This window comes from Cryobacterium fucosi (assembly GCF_004403515.1).
GTDB classification, from domain to species: domain Bacteria; phylum Actinomycetota; class Actinomycetes; order Actinomycetales; family Microbacteriaceae; genus Cryobacterium; species Cryobacterium fucosi.
Map to the genome: position 1 here is coordinate 45012 of NZ_SOHH01000073.1, position 16512 is coordinate 61523.

Consider the following 16512-nt stretch of genomic DNA (forward strand, 5'->3'; position numbering starts at 1 on the left):
TCGCGCATATAATAGGATAAATGTCCCGTCAACTGGTGGAGTCCCAAGAAAACTTCGGCATAAGAACCGGGACGTTTCAGATTCACCCAAAAAGGTTCAACCTCATGGGTTTCACAGTCGCCCCGACCACCGCAGTCCTCGTCATCGACAGGCAGGACGCCACGGTGCATGCCAGCGGTACATCCGCCGCGACTGTCGCCGATTCCCCCTTGAGCCTAAACGCCTGTCCTGCGTTGACGTGACGTCATCGACTCGCCGACAGGTTTTGAATAATTGAGATTGGAATCACAACCATGGCACGCACAGAAAACGGAAAAGTAGCACTCGTTACCGGTGGTGGACAGGGAATTGGGCAGGCAATTGCTGAACGGCTCCACGCTGACGGCTTCAGGGTTGCTATCGCCGACTTGAACCTTGAGACCGCAGGCGCAGTTGCCGAATCCCTTGGGGGCAAGGATGCCGGAGCAATCGCAGTCCATGTCAATGTTTCCGAGCGGGACAGCGTGTTCGCCGCGGTCGAGCAGACCGTGGCTGAACTCAGAGGCTTCGACGTCATCGTCAACAACGCCGGCATCGCCCCGACATCTCCGATCGAGGAGATCACCCAGGAAAGCATCGCCAAGATTTTCTCCATCAACTTCAACGGCGTCGTGTGGGGCATCCAGGCAGCCACGAAGGCGTTCAAGGATCTCGGCCACGGTGGAAAGATCATTAGCGCCGCGTCCCAGGCCGGTCACGTCGGGAACCCCGGCATTGCGTTGTACTCGGCCACAAAGTTCGCCATTCGTGGTTTGTCTCAGACGGCCGCGAAGGACCTTGCCCAGTTCGGCATCACCGTCAACACCTTCGCCCCCGGCATCGTGAAGACGCCCCTCATGGAGGAGCTGGCGAAAAAAGTAGCAGCCGACGCCGGCAAATCGGAAGAGTGGGGCTGGGAACAGTTCACCAAGGGCATCGCCCTCGACCGCCTGTCCGAAGCGTCCGAGGTCGCGGGTGTCGTTTCGTTCCTCTCCGGCCCCGACTCCAACTACATCACCGGACAGTCGATTCTCGTCGACGGCGGAATGGTCTTCAACTGAGCATCATCTGAGTCCGTCTCGGACCGGCGACCGCGGGCTGACGCGGCCTGACCCACGGCAGCCGTGCGGCGCCGTAGGTCAGGCCGCGTCGTGGTCCGTCTCGAGGATCAGGACGAGTGCCTCGAGGGCCTCGTCGGCCCCATCGCCCTCGGCGCGGAGAACGACGACGTCACCGTTGGCGGCGCCGAGGCTCATCAGGCTCAGGATGCTCGAGGCATCCATCGCGTCCTCGGCCGGGGCGCTCGCGAGGCCGATCGTGACCTCGATCGAAAGCGCGCCGACGGCCGCCGCGAAGATCGAGGCGGGGCGGGCGTGCAGGCCGACACGGCTCGCGATGGTGGCAGTGCGTTCGGACATGGTTCCTCCTGGGTGGTGCTCTGCGAGATCGGTTCTCGGCGAATCTGTTGGGTCGCTAGTCAACGATGGCGGGTTCCGGCGTCGCAACGCAAGCTCGCCCCCAGCCGGTCAGCCGGTGACAGTGATGAACTCGTCACCGGCGGCGAGCGGCGCGCCGGCGGTGACGGCATCCGCCAGCGTGATGTTCTCGGCCGTGCGTTCGAGGATGATCACCGGCACGATCGGGTTGCGGCCGGTCGCCTCGACCGCGACCACGTCGTAGCTGACGATCACGTCACCCGCCGAGACGGTGTCACCCTGCTCGGCGCGCAGGGTGAACCCCTCGCCGTGGAGCTGAACGGTGTCGATGCCGAGGTGCACCAGCACGCCGAGCCCGTCGGGGGACAGGATCACATACGCGTGCGGGAATACCTTGAGCAGCTTGCCGCTGATCGGCGCGATCGCGTCGACCACGCCGCGCGGCGGGTCGATCGCCGCGCCAGGTCCCACGATCGACTGCGCGAAGGTGGGGTCGGGCACCTCTTCGATGGCGACGGCTCGGCCCGGAACGGGCGCTAGCACGACCACGGGCGTGGCCGAGGTCACAGAATGTCTTCGATGTCGTTGGCGAGGTTTTCCGCCTCGGGCCCGACGATGACCTGGATGATCGTGCCCGACCGGAACACGCCGTGCGCGCCGGCCGCCTTGAGCGCCGCCTCGTTCACGAGTGCCGCATCGGTGACCTCGGTGCGCAGCCGGGTGATGCAGGCCTCGATCTCGACGATGTTGCCTGATCCGCCGAGGCCGGCCAGGATCTGTTCCGCTTTGCTGCTCATCTTCTATTCCTCCTGTTTAGGATGCTGCTGGTCCGGATTCTAGTGCTCTCCGAGAACCCGGGCGGCGGTGGGACTTGACAAGCAGGGGGCCGCGGCTTCATCATCGAACTATTGGATCGTACCAGTACGGACCACAAAGGGAAAGTGGTCCTATGCTGGAGATCGACCCACGACGCGAAGGTGACACGATGACGAAGATCCAGGACGAGAGTCCGGCCCTCGAGTCCGGCCCGGTACCCAAGCATGCGCAGTTGCGGGCGATTCTGCTGGAGCGGATCGAGAACACCCTCGCGCCCCACGCGGCGATCCCCGCCGAGCGGAAGTTGATGACGCAGTACGGCGTCAGCCGCTCCACGGTGCGCGAGGCGATTCGCCAGCTCGTCGAAGAGGGACGCCTCTACGGGGTGCAGGGCAAGGGCACCTTCGTGGCCGGCGAGCGTGTCCAGACCGACCTGCACCTGGCGTCGTTCACCGAGGACATGCGCCGGCGCGGACTCATCCCCGCGACGATCGTCAGCTCCTTCGCCCTGGTCGATGCCTCGCTCGAGGTGCGGGCCGCCCTCGGCCTCGGCGCGAACGCCCGCGTCTACGAGATCGACCGCCTGCGGCTCGCCGGCGGCATCCCGATGGCGTTCGAGCGCGGCTACTACAAGGCCGAGCTCCTTCCCGACCTCGAGAGCAAGGACCTGACCCGCTCGCTCTACGCGACCTTCGCCACCGAATACGGGCTGCGAATCGACAACGCGGAACAGACCGTCTGGGCCGAGACCGCGGATGCGGGCGCCGCCGAGATTCTGGGCGTCACCGAGGGCGCGCCCCTGATTGTGTTCCGCCGCACCTCGTCGGCGGGTTCGGCATCCGTGGAATACGTCACCTCGTGGTACCGCGGCGACCGCTACCAGGTGCACATGACCCTCAATCTGCAACACCAGCCCTGATCCACCCCCAGCCACAACCCATCACCAGGAGGAAATCAATGTCCAGCATCACCGCAGACGCGGGCACGAAACGAAAGTTTCCGGGCCTCGGCCAGGCTCAACGAGTCGGCCGCAGTCTTATGCTCCCGATCGCCGCACTCCCCGCCGCCGGCCTGCTCCTGAGGCTCGGCCAGCCTGACCTGCTCGGCGGAATCCCCGGCTTCGAGACCGGTGGCGCCGTCATCGCGTCGGCCGGCGGCGCGCTCTTCGGGGCTCTCCCGTTGCTCTTCGCGGTCGGTGTCGCCATCGGCTTCGCCAAGAAGGCCGACGGGTCGACCGCCCTGGCCGCCGTGGTCGGCTACCTCGTCTTCTCCAAGGTGGGCGAGGCGATGTCGCCGTTGGTGCTGGGGCTGCCGGCCAAGGGCGATACCCAGGACCTCGTCAACTACAGCGTGCTCGGCGGCATCCTGATGGGCATCGTCTCCGCGCTGCTCTGGCAGAAATACCACCGGATCTCGCTGCCCAGCTACCTCGCCTTCTTCGGCGGGCGCCGGTTCGTGCCGATCGTCACCGCCATCGTGGCGCTGGTGCTCGGCGTGCTGCTCAGCTTCGTCTACCCGGCCTTCGCGAACGGCCTGACCGGCTTCGGTGAGCTCGTCACCTCAAATGACATCTGGGGCGGCTTCCTCTACGGCACGACCAACCGGCTACTCATCCCGGTGGGTCTGCACCACATCCTCAACTCGGTGGTCTGGTTCGTCATCGGCGACTACAACGGCGCCACCGGCGACATCGGCCGTTTCTTCGCCGGCGACCCCACCGCGGGCACCTTCATGACCGGCTTCTTCCCGATCATGATGTTCGCACTCCCCGCCGGTGCGCTGGCCATCTGGCACGAGGCCAAGCCGTCGCAGAAGAAGATCGTCGGCGGCATCATGCTCTCCGGCGCCCTCACCGCGATGCTCACCGGTGTGACCGAGCCGCTCGAATTCTCCTTCATGTTCGTCGCGTTCCCGCTGTTCATCATCCACGCGCTGCTCACCGGATCCTCGCTCGCCCTGGTCAACGCCCTCGGCATCCGCGATGGGTTCAGTTTCAGTGCCGGCGCGTTCGACTACGTGCTCAACTTCGGGCTCGCCGAGAAGCCGCTCCTGCTCATCCCGATCGGGCTGGCCTACGGCGCGATCTATTACTTCCTCTTCCGCTTCGTCATCCGCAAGTGGAACCTGAAGACCCCCGGCCGCGGCGACGACGAGATCCAGGACCCCGCAGCAGCGGACTCCACGGGAACGACCGTCTAGTTCGGCAACACGGCCTGGACCGCACGACGGTCCAGGCCGGCACCACCCGAAACACCATGCAATTCGAATTGGGAGTACACGATGGCCGAAGTAGTTTTTGTTGACAGTGAGGCCGCGGCGGGAACGCTGGCGGCGGCATCCATTCGTTCACTGATCCTGCGTAAACCGGATGCCGTGCTCGGCCTCGCGACCGGCTCGACGCCGCTCTCGGTCTACGCGGCCCTGGCCGCGTCGCTGGCGGCCGACCCGATCGACGTCTCCCGGGTGCGCGGCTTCGCGCTCGACGAATACGTGGGCCTGCCCGCCGGTCACCCGGAGAGCTACCGCTCGGTCATCACCCGCGACGCCGTCGTGCCGCTCGGCCTCAACCCCGCGAACATCCAGGTGCCGAGCGGCGACCCGGCCACGATCCGCACGGCGGGGCTCGACTACGAGGCCGCCATCCTCGCCGCCGGCGGCGTCGACGTGCAGATCCTCGGCATCGGCCGCACCGGTCACGTCGGCTTCAACGAGCCCGGCTCGTCGTTCGCCTCCCTGACCCGCGTCAAGACCCTGACCGAGAAGACCCGCGCCGACAACGCCCGCTTCTTCCCCTCGGTCGATGACGTGCCGATCCACTGCATGACGCAGGGGCTCGGTACCATCCTCCGGGCGCGGCACCTCATCCTGCTGGCCTTCGGGCCCGAGAAAGCGGATGCCATCGCCGCCGCCGTGGAGGGACCGGTCAGCTCGAGCAAGCCCGGTTCGGTCATTCAGCTGCACCCGCACGTGACCGTGATCGTGGACGAGGCAGCCGCCTCGAAGCTCGATAACCTCGACTACTACCGGTACGCCTGGGCCCACAAGCCCTGGCCGGGGATCTAGGCCGCGCCGATGCTCATCTCCGGCGGAACCGTGATCGCGCCCGACGCCGTGTACTCGCCGGGTTGGGTGGACATCCGTGCCGGCCGGATCGTCGGCTGCGGCGCGGGGGATCCGCCCCGGGAGCCGGACTTCAGCTTCCCGGAGAGCACCCTGGCCGCCGGCTACGTCGACATCCACACCCACGGCGGCGGCGGCAGCAGCTTCAACGACGCGGACTCCGCCTTCGCGGCCACGCAGATCGCCGCGACCCACCGCGCCCACGGCACCACCACGCTGATGGCGAGCCTGGTCACGGCCCCGCTCGATGAGTTCGAGCGCACCGTGGCGGCCCTGGCCGGGCTGGTCGAGCAGGGGCTGCTGGCCGGCATCCACCTGGAGGGGCCATGGCTGAGCCCGGCCCACCGCGGCGCCCACGACGAGGCCCTGCTCCGCACACCCGACGCCGACAGCATCGACCGGATCATGCGCGCCGGTCGCGGCACCGTGCGGATGGTCACCATCGCCCCCGAACTGGAGGGCGGACTGGCCGCCGTGCGGCAGATCGTGGGCTTCGGGGCCGTGGCTGCGATCGGGCACACCGACGCGGACTATGAGATGACCCGGCAGGCGATCGCCGCGGGGGCCACGGCCGGCACGCACGTGTTCAACACGATGCGGCAGATCCACCACCGCGAGCCGGGGCCCGCGCTCGCGCTGCTCGAGGACCCGGCTGTGTTCGCCGAACTCATCGCCGACGGGGTGCACCTGCACCCGGCCGTCGTGCGCCTCATCGTCGAGAGCCCGTCCCGTCCCGTCTTCGTGACGGATGCCATGGCCGCCGCCGGCGCGGACGAGGGCGAGTACAAGCTCGGCGGCCTCGACGTGAGCGTTTCGGACGGCCAGGCGCGCCTGGCCGACGGCACGATCGCCGGCAGCGTGCTCACTCTCAGCGAGGCCGTGCGCTACGCCGTGCACACCGCGGGCGTGCCCGTGGAGGTCGCGGTGCGCGCCGCCACCCAGAACCCCGCCGACATGATCGGCCTCGCCGACCGCGGCCGCCTGGCGCCCGGCAACCGGGCGGACCTGATCGTGCTGGGCGCGGCGCTGCAGGTCACCGCGACCATGCAGGCCGGGGTCTGGGTGCCGTCCGCCTAGCCGAGCGCATTCGGGCTGGAGGACCAGGGCCACACCGCCGCGGGTCCCGGTTCGGATCGGCCGGCTCAGGGCGCGATTCGCACGCGTGCCTGTTGAGCCCCGGCTCGCAATTGCCGGTCCCATGCTGCGAAAATTGTGTCCGTGTCACCAAGGGCGAGAACGCTGGCCAGGTGCACTGCGTCGGCGCCTCGCAGGGAGTAGCGACTGGCCAGTTCGCCGGCTTGCGCGGTGACGGAAGCGGTGAGTTCGACCGTCCGGACGGTCATCCAGAGCTCCTCCCATCCCGTCTCGGCGCGCGCCTGCTCGGCGGGGGCAAGTCGATGAGCGCGACCCGCCGCGGCCAGCGCGGCGCGCACTTCCGGATAGGCCAGCCGACTGGAAACGGCCGCATCGCATCCATCCCACAGGTCGGCGGCAAGGTCGCTACCCTCCTCCTCGACCACCAGTTTGACGAAGGCGCTGCTGTCGAAGTAGACGAGCATCACAGTTGTCAGCGGCGCTGTTCGGTGACGAAGTCGGATACCGATCCGCTCGCCTGGGCCCTCACGATGTCTCGTGCGGCCGGTCGACGCGAGCCACTCGGTCTGCTGAGCACTCCCCGTTCAACCAACTGCTCGAGGAGCGGCGCGGTGTTGATCTGCGAGAGGCGGGCCACGGGGACACCCCGATCGGTCACGACAACTTCGTCGCCGCCCCGAACCCGCTCGATCCAGCTCGACAGTTCTGCGCGCAGTGCGCTGATGGGTACTTCCATGCATCGATTGTACAACTGGGTAGGTCTCATTAGTACAGAGAAAAGCGAAAAGTGGTCTGAACCACTTTAGGTTGCGGTGGGCGAGGGCGGCCATCCCAGGTCGAATTCATGCCTTCGGATGTGCTCGCGGCGCACTTTCGGGAACCGGGCGCGCCGAGGAACCTGCGCCCGGTTCCCGAAAGTGCGCCGCGAGGATTCACCGGACGGCCCGGATCCGGCATTCGGCGCCCGCGCAGGTCCCGTGCGGCTCATTCGTCGCGAAGCAGCTCCGTGGGCTTGAGCCGCCCGAGCTGGAAGGCCGCGGCGATCGACGAGAGCGCGGTGGCGCCGAGCACGAGCACGGCGAGCACGGCGAGCTCGACCGGGGGGACGGCCAGCGGCGGCGCAAGGGTGAAGATCGGCCGGAGCAGCTGCACGAACTGGGAGGCCATGCCGACGCCGACGAGTACGCCGATCGCTGCGCCGAGCACGGCGGCGGTGCCGGACTCGGCCAGCACGAGCACACGGATGTCCCGGCTCGACATTCCCTGCGCGCGCAGGGTGACATACTCACGCCGGCGTTGCAGCAGCAAGCCGAACACGAACATCGCCGTGGCGGTGGCCGCCATCAGGAACGTGAAGAACGAGTCCAGGTGCAGCAGACCCTGCACGTTGAGAGCGGTCAGGCTCGACTGGTCCCGGTCCAGGCTCGTGGCCCGGGTCTGCACGTCGAAGCGCTCGCGGAAGTTCGCGGTGCCCGCACCCGCGCCAGCACCGGGGAAGGTCGTGAACAGCCCGACCACCCGCACCGGAACCCGGATCTGCTGGTCGGTGCCGCGGGCCAGCAGCACCTCGGCCCGGTCGCCGACCTTCAGCTTCAGCCCGTCGGCCAGCGCCACGTTGACGAGCACCCCGTCGGGGGGCGAACGCAGGGCCGCGAGCGCCTCCCCGGCCGTGCCGGAGACGAACACCGAGTCCGGCGGGGCCGCCACGGCGCCGAATGTGTCGGGGTCGATCGCGGCGACGTTCATCGTGTCCTCGTTGAAATCACTGGTCAACACCGCGTTCTGTGCCGAGTGGACCACCGGGGTCGTCGCGGTCTGGCCCGCGAGCGCGAACTCGTGCGCGAGCGTGGTCGGGTGCGGCAGCTCGCCGGTGGGGTTCGGGGTCAGACGGATGTCCGAACCCACCCGGAACCGGGCATCCGCCGCCTTGGCGTTGTCATAGACCGTCGCGAAGTAGACGAGCATGGTGCCGAGGCTCACCACGAGGCCCATCGTGATCACCCCGCCGGTCAGCGCGGGCAGCCGCCGGGTCATGCTGCGCCAGTGCACACCGGCGCTCACGGCTCAGGATCGCGGACGTCGGTGGGGCGCGCTATCCTGCGGCCATGAGCAGCTTCGTGGCACTGCGGCGGGCGATCCCAGCCTGCAGGAACACCGCACAATCGCCCCGTTCGCGGCGCGACCCCATCTCCGATCGCGAGCGCGTCGCCGCGGCCCAGGCCCGAGTGGCCGCCGATCGGCTGCGCGGCGTCACGACAGAGCAGTGGATCGTCGACCTGGCGAAGGCCGTCGGCTGAGCGCAGGGCGATTCCTACACCCAGCCCGCCGCTATACCCCGAGCGCCATCCGCACCCCGAGGCCCAGCATCACGACGGCGATGAAGCCGTCGAGGATGCGCCACGAGCCAGGGCGGGCGAAGAACGGCCGCAGATGGCGCGCACCGAAGCCCAGGCCGAAGAACCACGCGAAGCTGGCCGTGATCGCGCCGCCGCCCCACCACCACCGGGCGGACTCGCCCTGCTGATTGGCGACCGAGCCGAGGAAGATCAGCGTGTCGAGGTAGACGTGCGGGTTCAGCCAGGTGAGAGCGACGATCGTCGCCACCGCGACCCGGGCGCTGACCGGGATCGGCGAGGCATTCGCCACCAGGGCCCGCGGCCTGAAGGTTCGCACCGTGGCGAAGACGCCGTAGGCCAGCAGGAACGCGGCCCCGACAATGCGGATCACGATGAGTGCCGCCGGGGTCTGTTCGACCACCAGGCCGATGCCGAGGATCCCCGCGAAGATGAGCACGGCATCCGAGACGGAACAGATCAGCACCGCGGGCAGGATCGTGCGGGTGCGCCCCTCGATGCCGAGCCGCAGGATGTACGCGTTCTGGGCGCCGATCGCCACGATCAGGGCCAGCCCGGTGCCGAACCCGAGGAGCGAGGGGAGGAGCGTGGTGGCGAAGTCCATGCTCGTCAAGGTACGAGACAATTCGCATGCAGTACAGCTAAAGTTTCGAAGGATACCTAAGTGAGGCTAATGATGGCATTCCAGTTGGAGCACCTGCACACCCTGGTTGCGCTCGTCGAGGAGGGCACGTTCGAGGCGGCGGCGCAGCGGCTGCGGCTGACGGCATCCGCTGTCTCGCAACGGATCAAGGCGATGGAGCAGGCGGCCGGCCAGGTGCTCATCCAGCGGGTCAACCCGGTGATCCCCACCGCCGCGGGCGACATCGTGCTGCGCCATGCGCGCCAGGTGCAACTGCTCGAGGGCGACGTGGCCACCGAGCTCGGCGCCGGCCTGCAGCCCGGCGGGCGCACCTCGCTGCCGCTGGCGGTGAACGCCGACTGCCTGGGCACCTGGTTCCTCGACGCGCTCGCCGCCGTGCCCGCCGAAAGCGGCGCGGTCTTCGACATCTACCGCGAAGACCAGGAACACACCACCTCGCTGCTGCGCTCTGGCACCGTGATGGCGGCGGTCACATCCACGGCCGAGGCGGTGCAGGGTTGCTCCTCGGCGCGGCTCGGCACGATGCGCTACCGGGCCGTGGCCAGCCCCCGGTTCGTCGACGCGTGGCTGGGCGGCGTCGCCGGCACCGCCGGGCTCGGCACCGCCGGGCTCGACACCGCCGGGCTCGGCACCGCCCCGATGGTCAACTTCGACCGCCGCGACGACCTGCAGCACCGGTTCCTGCGCGGCATCGGCGGCCGGGCCACGGATGTCCCGCGCCACCACATCCCCACCTCCGCCGACTTCGCCCGAGCGGTGGTGCTCGGCCTCGGCTGGGGGCTGCTGCCCGAGCAGCAGTGTCTCACCGAGCTCGGCGACGGACGGCTCGTGGAGCTGGCGCCGGGGCATCCGATCGACGTGGTGCTCTACTGGCAGCGCTGGAACATCGCCTCCCGGCTACTGGACCAGGTGACGGATGCCGTGGGCCGGGTCGCGGCGGCGAGCCTCCACCCGTAGGGGCTCGCCCGCCGCGGCCTCGCCCTTCGCGCCCTTCGTGCCCTTCGTGCCGGTCGCGCCCGTCGCGGCGCGAGCGCGCCAAATCCGCCGTGTCGCGCCAGGTGTGCCAGGCGCGCAGCGGCGCAGTTGGCGCGCACGGTGAGCACCGCCAGCTCGAGCGGCATGAACTCGGGTCCGAGCAAGCGCCAGCAGAGCCTTGCGACCCTCACAGGTCGGCCAACGGGGGTGCTCACCCCTCAGGGCAGCTTCACACTCAGACCTTCTGCCCTGCGCCCCCCTGCGCCCCCTGCGCCCCCTGCGCCCGCGGCGCCCCCTGCGCCCCCTGCGCCCGCGGCGCCCCGAGTGCCCATGGGGTCTCCTCGTGCCCCCGCCAATTCCTCCAGCGGCACGCCGCGAGCCTCGGTTCCGAACGTCCACCAGATCACGCCGGCGAGTGCGCCGATGAGCCAGAACAGGCCGAGGATGCCGAACATGATGCCGACGCCCCACGCCGTCGCCGTGACGGCGAGAACCACCTGGCCGATAATTGCGCCAATGCGTCCCACCGCAACACTCGCACCAATCCCGGTCGCGCGCAGCCGGGTGGGGAACAGCTCGGAGAACGTGGGGTAGGCCGAGACCCAGGCGCAGGTCGCGAAGAAGGCGGCGATGGTGAACGCCACCAGAACGACCGTTGCCGAACCGGTTGCGGCGGCCAGGGCGCATCCGATCATGCTGACTGCGGCAGCGGTGTACGAGAACGTCACTGTGGGTTTCCGGCCAAGTCGGTCGAGCGCGAACGACACGACGATGCCTCCGGCAAGCGCCCCGAAATTCGCAATCAGAAAGTAATAGGGCAGAACGCCGTCGTCGACCGGAACGGCGCCGGTGGATGCCGAGAAGACGAGGATGCTCACTGCGGTGAAGAGCCCGTAGTAGCCGGCGGCCTCGGAAAAGTCCAATGCCATGCCGAAGAACAACCGACCGCGGTAGTTGGTCCACAGTTCGTGCAGGCGTGAACGTCCGGTGCTCGTGCCCGCTGTGTCGTTGTAGCCGTTGGCGCTGACGATGCCGGTGATGCTCGTGACCACCTTGTCTGCTTCATCGAGCCGCCCCTTCGAGGCCAGCCAGCGCGGCGATTCGGGGATGAGCCGCCTGGCCGCAAGTCCGTAGGCCGCACTGATCACACCGAACAGCAGGGTGTAGCGCCAGGTGAGGCCGAGAGTGGAGATGACGACGATCGACACCAGGCTGGCAAGGATGCCGCCGACCGCCCAGAAACTCATCACGAGACCATTGCTGAGACCTCGGTTGCGCGCCGGCGTGAACTCGGAGATCGCGGAGGTCACGGCCGAGTATTCGCCCCCGACTCCGAGGGCCGTGATGAATCGGAAGACGATGAAAAGGGTGTAGTCGGGGGCGGCGGCCGTGGCAAGGGCAGCGACCGAGTAGAGAATCAGCGTGGCGACGAACAGGCGCTTGCGGCCTATCCGGTCTGCCAGGTAGCCGAAGCCGAGTGCGCCGAGGGCGATTCCGCCGAACCAGACGATGTTGATCCACACCGATTGGGTGCTGTCGAGGCCGAATTCCTCCTGGATTCCGGGGATGACCGAGCCGATGATCTGCACCTCGAAGGCGTCGAGCATCCACCCGATTCCGAGTGCTGTCGCGATGCGCGTGTGGATGGGCCGCCAGGCCGATGAATCCAATCGAGTCGCCATCGTCTCCTCCTCGTGCTCGGCCGCACGGAATGTTCGCGGTGCCAGAAAGTATTCAGCGGAGGGGCCGCTGGTGCAGCAAATCTGAGCGGCCGTAATCTTTTCGTAAGGACTCTCGCGGTGATTTTCGGTCTACGCAGGGGTTGAATGGCCGCAATGGGAAGGAGCACCATGGCCACCGCCGAACCTGCCCTCAGCCGTGTTGCTGAGCGAGATCGACTCCATGGCAGCTCGCTGGCGGTTCTCCGCGTCGGCGTCGCGGTGCTGTGGATTCAGAATGCGAGCTGGAAGGTGCCGCCCGACTTCGGTGCGGATGCCGACAAGGGGCTCTATTTCTGGGCGAGTCAGGCCGTGGAGCACCCCGTTTTGACCCCGTACTCAGGGTTCGTCGAAGCAGTCGTGCTTCCGAACATCGCCGTGTTCGGTTGGGTGACCCTATTGACGGAGGCGGGGTTGGGGGCTTTCCTGCTGATCGGACTCGCCACCCGCTTCTGGGCGCTCGTCGGCATCGCACAAACCCTGGCGATCACGCTCTCGGTGCTGAACGCCCCCCACGAATGGCATTGGTCTTACTACCTCATGCTGCTCGCCCATCTTGTGCTTCTCGGCACGGCGGCCGGCCGAAACTTCGGACTCGACGGGGTTTTCCGGCCGATCTGGCTCCAATCGCGTGGGCGCATTGCCGCGATCCTGCTGAGGGCATCGTGATCGCGCCGGCCCTGCACCGGGCAACCCTGGTGCTGGGAGTCGTCGCCGTCGCCAGTTGCCTCTTCGCCCTCACTGCGGGATTGGGCGAGACCTTCAACCTCATTCACGTGCGCGGTGCCGGCATTGCCGTCTTGGTGGTGCTCGGAGGTCTGGCAATCATTGCCGGCGCACGAGCAGTGCCCGTCTTGGGACTTGCCGCCGGTGCCGGCCTCATTGCCTGCGCCGTACTTCAGCTCGCGCAACTCGGCCAGCCGCTCAACCTCCTGAGCGGCGATGGGTCGACAATGTCACTGTTCGGTGGGCTGGGCATCGGTCTCGCCGCCGTGTGGCTGGTCGGCCGGGCATCCGCTCGCACCTCGAAAGGACGTCAATAGCATGGATCCCATTTTGGTCGGCGCCGTCGCCTACACCCCCAACGTCGTCACCATTTGGGAGGGTATCCGCGACTATTTCGCCGACACCGACTCTGAGATGGACTTCGTGCTCTTCTCCAACTACGGGCGCCAGGTTGACTCGCTCATCGACGGCACCGTCGATCTCGCCTGGAACACCAACCTCGCGTGGGTGCGCACCGTGGCCCAAACCGACGGGGCCTGCAAGGCCGTCGCCACTCGCGACACCGACACCGTCTTTCAGACAATGTTCGTGTGTCGAACCGGCGCCGGGATGACCGACCTCACGAGTCTCCGTGCACGCCGACTCGCCCTCGGGTCGAAGGACTCCGCCCAGGCCGCGATTCTTCCCGTTCAGTTTCTCGCCGAGGCGGGAATCGGTGGCGACGATGTGGAGCTGCTGCGCATCAACAGCGATGTGGGCAAACACGGCGACACCGGGCGAAGTGAGCTCGACGCACTTCGGGCCGTCCTCGACGATCGAGCGGATGCCGCGGCGATCGGCATCAACACCTGGGAAGCCATTGGGCGCGACCAACTCATGCCGGGTGCGTTCGAGGTGTTCTGGGAATCGCCCACCTACAGCCACTGCAACTTCACCGCACTCGAGAGCATGCCCGACGAGCGCATCCAGCCGTGGGTCGATCACCTGCTCGCCATGGACTGGGAGAACCCCGCCCACCGGCCCATCCTGGAGATGGAAGGGCTGCGTCAGTGGGTGCTGCCCCGGCTCGAGGGATACCAGTCTCTGTTCGACGCCGTGGCCGCACAGGGGATCACGGCGCGATGGTAAACCATGCGCTCGTGCTCGACCTCGTCGAGCGGGTCGGCGCCGTGGCGACCGGCGCCACCTTCACCGTCGGCTGGGGCGCCGACGACCCCGAGGTGGCCTCGGAGACGGTGGCCGCCTGGTGCGAGCGAACGGGCAACCAGCTCGTCGAAGTGGGCGACTCCTTCGCCGTGCTGCGACGCGGCCGCGCCGCCGATCCCCTCCTGGATCTCGATCCAGACCAGCTGCCGGGCACGCGACTGTGGATGTACACCAACTTCGACTGCAACCTTGCGTGTGACTACTGCTGTGTGCGGTCTTCGCCGCAAACCGAACGACGAGCTCTGGGACTGGACCGGGTTCGGCAACTCGCCGCCGAAGCCGTGCAGGCCGGGGTCTCCGAACTCATCCTGACCGGCGGCGAGCCCTTTCTGCTGCCCGACCTCGACGAGGTCGTAGCGGCGTGCACGTCTCAGCTGCCGACGACGCTGCTCACCAACGGGATGCTGTTCACGGGCCATCGCCTCGAGCGCCTGCGCCGGATGGACCGGCAGCGGCTCACCCTGCAGATCAGCGTGGACTCCGCCACCCCCGAGATTCACGACAGCCATCGCGGCAAGCGATCGTGGAAGCGAGCCGTTGACGGCATCCGGATTGCCCACGAGGAAGGCTTTCGTGTGAAAGTGGCGGCGACCCTCCCCGCCGAGCAACTGCACGAGGTGGAGCCGTTCCACGTCTTTCTCGACACGCTCGGGGTCGCGCGGGAGGATCAGGTAATCCGGGCGCTGGCCCATCGAGGCGTCTCTGAGACGGGCATCGAACTCACGATGGAATCGCTGATTCCCGAGGTCACGATCACCGCCGACGGCGTCTACTGGCACCCGATTGCGGCAGACCACGAAGACCAGCTGGTCTCTCGTGAGCTATTCCCGTTGAAGAACGCCATCGATGAGGTGCGCGCCAGGTTCGTCGAGCATCGTCAACGGGCGAACGCAGCCGCGGCATGGTTCCCCTGCGCCTGAACTCACCGCTCCCGTCTTCGTCGCCTTGGCCGAGCGAGAGGGCCGAGGGCCGCTGGCGACCTCTGACCGCAAGCCCGCCCACCACACGGCCGCCCGGCTCGTGACCGCGGATGCCGTGAGTGCCTGTTCCAGCGCCGATCGTGCGCGACGCGGTGCCGCTACGTGCGCTGAGTTGCGGACAAAACACCCTCGCTCCAGGCGCGAAGGTGCTTTCTCCGCAACTCAGTGCGCCGCCCCGTGGTGCGCGTCGCGTCAGGGAGCGGCGAGACGACAAAGTCCAGCGCGGTGCCCCTCGAACACGGCGGCGCGGAAAGTGCTGTTTCGCCCGTAGTCTCGACGTGGGGGGAGTTGACCCGAACGGCATCCGTGGCTCGTCGCCGCACGCCGCCACGGTGTTCAGCCCTGCACGACCCCTCATGGAACTCGCTGGGGGAACCGCATGAAACTCACGTCCGCACAACTGGACCGCGCCGCCGGGGTGCTGCTCGGCATGGCCTGCGGCGACGCGCTCGGCGCCGGCTACGAGTTCGGCCCGCCGCTCGAGCGCGGGGCTGACGTCACCATGAAGGGCGGCGGCGGGTTTGACTGGGCGCCCGGCGAGTGGACGGACGATACCTCGATGGCCGTGCCGATCATCCGGGCGATCGTCGACGGCAAGGACCTCCGCGACGAATCGGTGCTCGACGAGATCGTGGCCGCCTGGGTCGACTGGGCGCGCACCGCGCCCGACGTGGGCAACCAGCTGCGCGCGGTGCTCTCCCGCACCGACCGGGATCTGGCCGAGGCGCGCAGTGCGCGAGCCGACCCCGCCGACCCCGCCGACCCCGCCGACCCGGCCGACCCGGCCGCTCTCGCCCGACCCGATCACGCGGGCACAGCATCCGCGGTGCGCCTGGTCGCCCAGGCCCACCACGACCGGCACGGCCGCAGCGGCGGCAACGGCTCGCTCATGCGGACCGCGCCGGTGGCCCTCGCCTTCCTCGACGACCCGTCCGCGCTCGCCGAGACCGCCCGCGCGATCAGCGACCTCACCCACGTCGACACGGATGCCGGCGACGCCTGCGTGCTCTGGTGCCTGGCGATCCGGCACGCGGTGCTCTTCGGCGAGCTCGACGTGCGCGCCGGCCTCGCCGCCCTGCCCGCCGACCGGCGCGAACTCTGGGAGTCGCGCATCGTGGCCGCCGAGACCGGCGTGCCGAGGGACTTCGACCGCAACGGCTGGGTCGTGGAGGCCCTGCAGGGCGCCTGGTCGGCGATCACCGAGCCCCTCCGGGTGGTCGTCGACTGCTCAGGCGCCGTGCCGGCCGACCACCTGCGGGACTCCCTCGAGGGCGCCGTCCGCGGCGGCCGCGACACCGACACCGTCGCCGCGATCGCCGGCGGCCTGCTCGGGGCCCGCTACGGGGCATCCGCGGTGCCGGCCGAATGGCGGCGGATCGTGCACGGCTGGCCGGGCCTCCGCGCCGACGAGCTCGTGCGCCTGGG

21 protein-coding genes are annotated in these 16512 nt (G+C 68.3%); 13 read left to right on the top strand and 8 right to left on the bottom strand.

Annotated features, from left to right (window positions below):
- Positions 1–20: 20 nt before the first annotated feature.
- Positions 21–242, top strand: coding sequence for a hypothetical protein (locus tag E3T48_RS10765; RefSeq protein WP_134524057.1), 222 nt, complete (start codon positions 21–23; stop codon positions 240–242).
- A 51-nt stretch (positions 243–293) separates the two neighbouring features.
- Entirely contained in the window at positions 294–1079 is a 786-nt protein-coding gene (locus tag E3T48_RS10770; protein ID WP_134524058.1) for a (S)-acetoin forming diacetyl reductase, read from the top strand.
- A gap of 78 nt (positions 1080–1157) precedes the next feature.
- Here the strand turns inward: E3T48_RS10770 and E3T48_RS10775 are convergent, their stop codons facing one another.
- From E3T48_RS10775 to E3T48_RS10785, 3 genes are all read right to left on the bottom strand, one after another.
- Positions 1158–1436 carry an HPr family phosphocarrier protein gene (locus tag E3T48_RS10775; RefSeq protein WP_134524059.1) on the bottom strand — a complete coding sequence of 93 codons (279 nt, stop codon included), beginning with the start codon at positions 1434–1436 and terminating at the stop codon, positions 1158–1160.
- A 108-nt stretch (positions 1437–1544) separates the two neighbouring features.
- A complete protein-coding gene (locus tag E3T48_RS10780) occupies positions 1545–2021 on the bottom strand; it encodes a PTS sugar transporter subunit IIA (RefSeq protein ID WP_134524060.1) in 477 nt (158 codons plus the stop codon).
- The gene (locus E3T48_RS10785; RefSeq protein WP_134524061.1) at positions 2018–2251 is read right to left on the bottom strand and encodes a PTS sugar transporter subunit IIB; all 234 of its coding nucleotides are present in this window, start codon (positions 2249–2251) and stop codon (positions 2018–2020) included. The genes E3T48_RS10780 and E3T48_RS10785 overlap by 4 nt, the downstream gene beginning before the upstream one ends.
- 188 nt (positions 2252–2439) lie before the next feature.
- Here E3T48_RS10785 and E3T48_RS10790 point away from each other — a divergent pair, with 188 nt between their 5' ends.
- The 4 genes from E3T48_RS10790 to nagA all read left to right on the top strand — a co-directional run bounded on the left by E3T48_RS10790 (position 2440) and on the right by nagA (position 6467).
- Complete coding sequence (locus E3T48_RS10790; RefSeq protein WP_134524062.1) at positions 2440–3189, top strand: GntR family transcriptional regulator; 750 nt, start codon at positions 2440–2442, stop codon at positions 3187–3189.
- A 38-nt stretch (positions 3190–3227) separates the two neighbouring features.
- Positions 3228–4469: a PTS transporter subunit EIIC gene (locus tag E3T48_RS10795; protein ID WP_134524063.1), complete on the top strand. Its 1242-nt coding sequence runs from the start codon at positions 3228–3230 to the stop codon at positions 4467–4469.
- Positions 4470–4550: 81 nt separating this feature from the next.
- Positions 4551–5333: a glucosamine-6-phosphate deaminase gene (locus tag E3T48_RS10800; RefSeq protein ID WP_134524064.1), complete on the top strand. Its 783-nt coding sequence runs from the start codon at positions 4551–4553 to the stop codon at positions 5331–5333.
- A 9-nt stretch (positions 5334–5342) separates the two neighbouring features.
- Complete coding sequence (gene nagA, locus E3T48_RS10805; protein WP_134524065.1) at positions 5343–6467, top strand: N-acetylglucosamine-6-phosphate deacetylase; 1125 nt, start codon at positions 5343–5345, stop codon at positions 6465–6467.
- 65 nt (positions 6468–6532) lie between these two features.
- Here nagA and E3T48_RS10810 read toward each other — a convergent pair whose 3' ends face one another.
- The 3 genes from E3T48_RS10810 to E3T48_RS10820 form a co-directional block, all read right to left on the bottom strand.
- On the bottom strand, positions 6533–6949 hold the full coding sequence (locus E3T48_RS10810) for a type II toxin-antitoxin system VapC family toxin (protein WP_241986763.1): 417 nt from the start codon (positions 6947–6949) through the stop codon (positions 6533–6535).
- 8 nt (positions 6950–6957) lie between these two features.
- Positions 6958–7221, bottom strand: a complete 264-nt coding sequence (locus tag E3T48_RS10815) for a type II toxin-antitoxin system Phd/YefM family antitoxin (protein ID WP_134524067.1) — start codon at positions 7219–7221, stop codon at positions 6958–6960.
- A 248-nt stretch (positions 7222–7469) separates the two neighbouring features.
- On the bottom strand, positions 7470–8546 hold the full coding sequence (locus tag E3T48_RS10820; protein ID WP_134524068.1) for an ABC transporter permease: 1077 nt from the start codon (positions 8544–8546) through the stop codon (positions 7470–7472).
- A 44-nt stretch (positions 8547–8590) separates the two neighbouring features.
- Here E3T48_RS10820 and E3T48_RS10825 point away from each other — a divergent pair, with 44 nt between their 5' ends.
- Positions 8591–8782 carry a hypothetical protein gene (locus E3T48_RS10825; RefSeq protein ID WP_134524069.1) on the top strand — a complete coding sequence of 64 codons (192 nt, stop codon included), beginning with the start codon at positions 8591–8593 and terminating at the stop codon, positions 8780–8782.
- Between the two features lie 31 nt (positions 8783–8813).
- On the opposite strand, the gene E3T48_RS10830 is transcribed toward E3T48_RS10825, so the two are convergent.
- Complete coding sequence (locus tag E3T48_RS10830) at positions 8814–9443, bottom strand: LysE/ArgO family amino acid transporter (RefSeq protein WP_134524070.1); 630 nt, start codon at positions 9441–9443, stop codon at positions 8814–8816.
- 69 nt (positions 9444–9512) lie between these two features.
- Between E3T48_RS10830 and E3T48_RS10835 the strand changes: the two genes are divergently transcribed.
- Entirely contained in the window at positions 9513–10439 is a 927-nt protein-coding gene (locus E3T48_RS10835; RefSeq protein WP_198417659.1) for a LysR family transcriptional regulator ArgP, read from the top strand.
- 236 nt (positions 10440–10675) lie between these two features.
- Here E3T48_RS10835 and E3T48_RS10840 read toward each other — a convergent pair whose 3' ends face one another.
- Positions 10676–12139 (bottom strand): MFS transporter, encoded by a 1464-nt coding sequence (locus E3T48_RS10840; RefSeq protein ID WP_134524071.1) that lies wholly within the window; start codon positions 12137–12139, stop codon positions 10676–10678.
- Positions 12140–12307: 168 nt separating this feature from the next.
- Here E3T48_RS10840 and E3T48_RS10845 point away from each other — a divergent pair, with 168 nt between their 5' ends.
- The 5 genes from E3T48_RS10845 to E3T48_RS10865 all read left to right on the top strand — a co-directional run.
- Positions 12308–12844 (top strand): DoxX family protein, encoded by a 537-nt coding sequence (locus E3T48_RS10845; RefSeq protein ID WP_134524072.1) that lies wholly within the window; start codon positions 12308–12310, stop codon positions 12842–12844.
- Entirely contained in the window at positions 12841–13218 is a 378-nt protein-coding gene (locus tag E3T48_RS10850) for an Rv1678 family membrane protein (protein WP_134524073.1), read from the top strand. The genes E3T48_RS10845 and E3T48_RS10850 overlap by 4 nt, the downstream gene beginning before the upstream one ends.
- A gap of 1 nt (position 13219) precedes the next feature.
- Entirely contained in the window at positions 13220–14029 is an 810-nt protein-coding gene (locus tag E3T48_RS10855) for an Rv1680 family SBP-like protein (protein WP_134524074.1), read from the top strand.
- A complete protein-coding gene (locus tag E3T48_RS10860; RefSeq protein WP_134524075.1) occupies positions 14023–15027 on the top strand; it encodes an Rv1681 family radical SAM protein in 1005 nt (334 codons plus the stop codon). Before E3T48_RS10855 ends, E3T48_RS10860 begins: the two co-directional genes overlap by 7 nt.
- Positions 15028–15466: 439 nt before the next feature.
- Positions 15467–16512 (top strand): ADP-ribosylglycohydrolase family protein (locus tag E3T48_RS10865; protein ID WP_134524076.1); only part of this gene is annotated, 1046 nt, incomplete at its 3' end.

What these genes read in the sequence shown, in the direction of transcription:
- E3T48_RS10765 (WP_134524057.1), top strand. Translation starts at nt 21, where the DNA reads ATGTCCCGTCAACTGGTGGAGTCCCAAGAAAACTTCGGCATAAGAACC.
- E3T48_RS10770 (WP_134524058.1), top strand. Translation starts at nt 294, where the DNA reads ATGGCACGCACAGAAAACGGAAAAGTAGCACTCGTTACCGGTGGTGGA.
- E3T48_RS10775 (WP_134524059.1), bottom strand. Translation starts at nt 1,436, where the DNA reads ATGTCCGAACGCACTGCCACCATCGCGAGCCGTGTCGGCCTGCACGCC.
- E3T48_RS10785 (WP_134524061.1), bottom strand. Translation starts at nt 2,251, where the DNA reads ATGAGCAGCAAAGCGGAACAGATCCTGGCCGGCCTCGGCGGATCAGGC.
- E3T48_RS10790 (WP_134524062.1), top strand. Translation starts at nt 2,440, where the DNA reads ATGACGAAGATCCAGGACGAGAGTCCGGCCCTCGAGTCCGGCCCGGTA.
- E3T48_RS10795 (WP_134524063.1), top strand. Translation starts at nt 3,228, where the DNA reads ATGTCCAGCATCACCGCAGACGCGGGCACGAAACGAAAGTTTCCGGGC.
- E3T48_RS10800 (WP_134524064.1), top strand. Translation starts at nt 4,551, where the DNA reads ATGGCCGAAGTAGTTTTTGTTGACAGTGAGGCCGCGGCGGGAACGCTG.
- nagA (WP_134524065.1), top strand. Translation starts at nt 5,343, where the DNA reads ATGCTCATCTCCGGCGGAACCGTGATCGCGCCCGACGCCGTGTACTCG.
- E3T48_RS10810 (WP_241986763.1), bottom strand. Translation starts at nt 6,949, where the DNA reads ATGCTCGTCTACTTCGACAGCAGCGCCTTCGTCAAACTGGTGGTCGAG.
- E3T48_RS10815 (WP_134524067.1), bottom strand. Translation starts at nt 7,221, where the DNA reads ATGGAAGTACCCATCAGCGCACTGCGCGCAGAACTGTCGAGCTGGATC.
- E3T48_RS10825 (WP_134524069.1), top strand. Translation starts at nt 8,591, where the DNA reads ATGAGCAGCTTCGTGGCACTGCGGCGGGCGATCCCAGCCTGCAGGAAC.
- E3T48_RS10830 (WP_134524070.1), bottom strand. Translation starts at nt 9,443, where the DNA reads ATGGACTTCGCCACCACGCTCCTCCCCTCGCTCCTCGGGTTCGGCACC.
- E3T48_RS10835 (WP_198417659.1), top strand. Translation starts at nt 9,513, where the DNA reads ATGATGGCATTCCAGTTGGAGCACCTGCACACCCTGGTTGCGCTCGTC.
- E3T48_RS10840 (WP_134524071.1), bottom strand. Translation starts at nt 12,139, where the DNA reads ATGGCGACTCGATTGGATTCATCGGCCTGGCGGCCCATCCACACGCGC.
- E3T48_RS10845 (WP_134524072.1), top strand. Translation starts at nt 12,308, where the DNA reads ATGGCCACCGCCGAACCTGCCCTCAGCCGTGTTGCTGAGCGAGATCGA.
- E3T48_RS10855 (WP_134524074.1), top strand. Translation starts at nt 13,220, where the DNA reads ATGGATCCCATTTTGGTCGGCGCCGTCGCCTACACCCCCAACGTCGTC.
- E3T48_RS10860 (WP_134524075.1), top strand. Translation starts at nt 14,023, where the DNA reads ATGGTAAACCATGCGCTCGTGCTCGACCTCGTCGAGCGGGTCGGCGCC.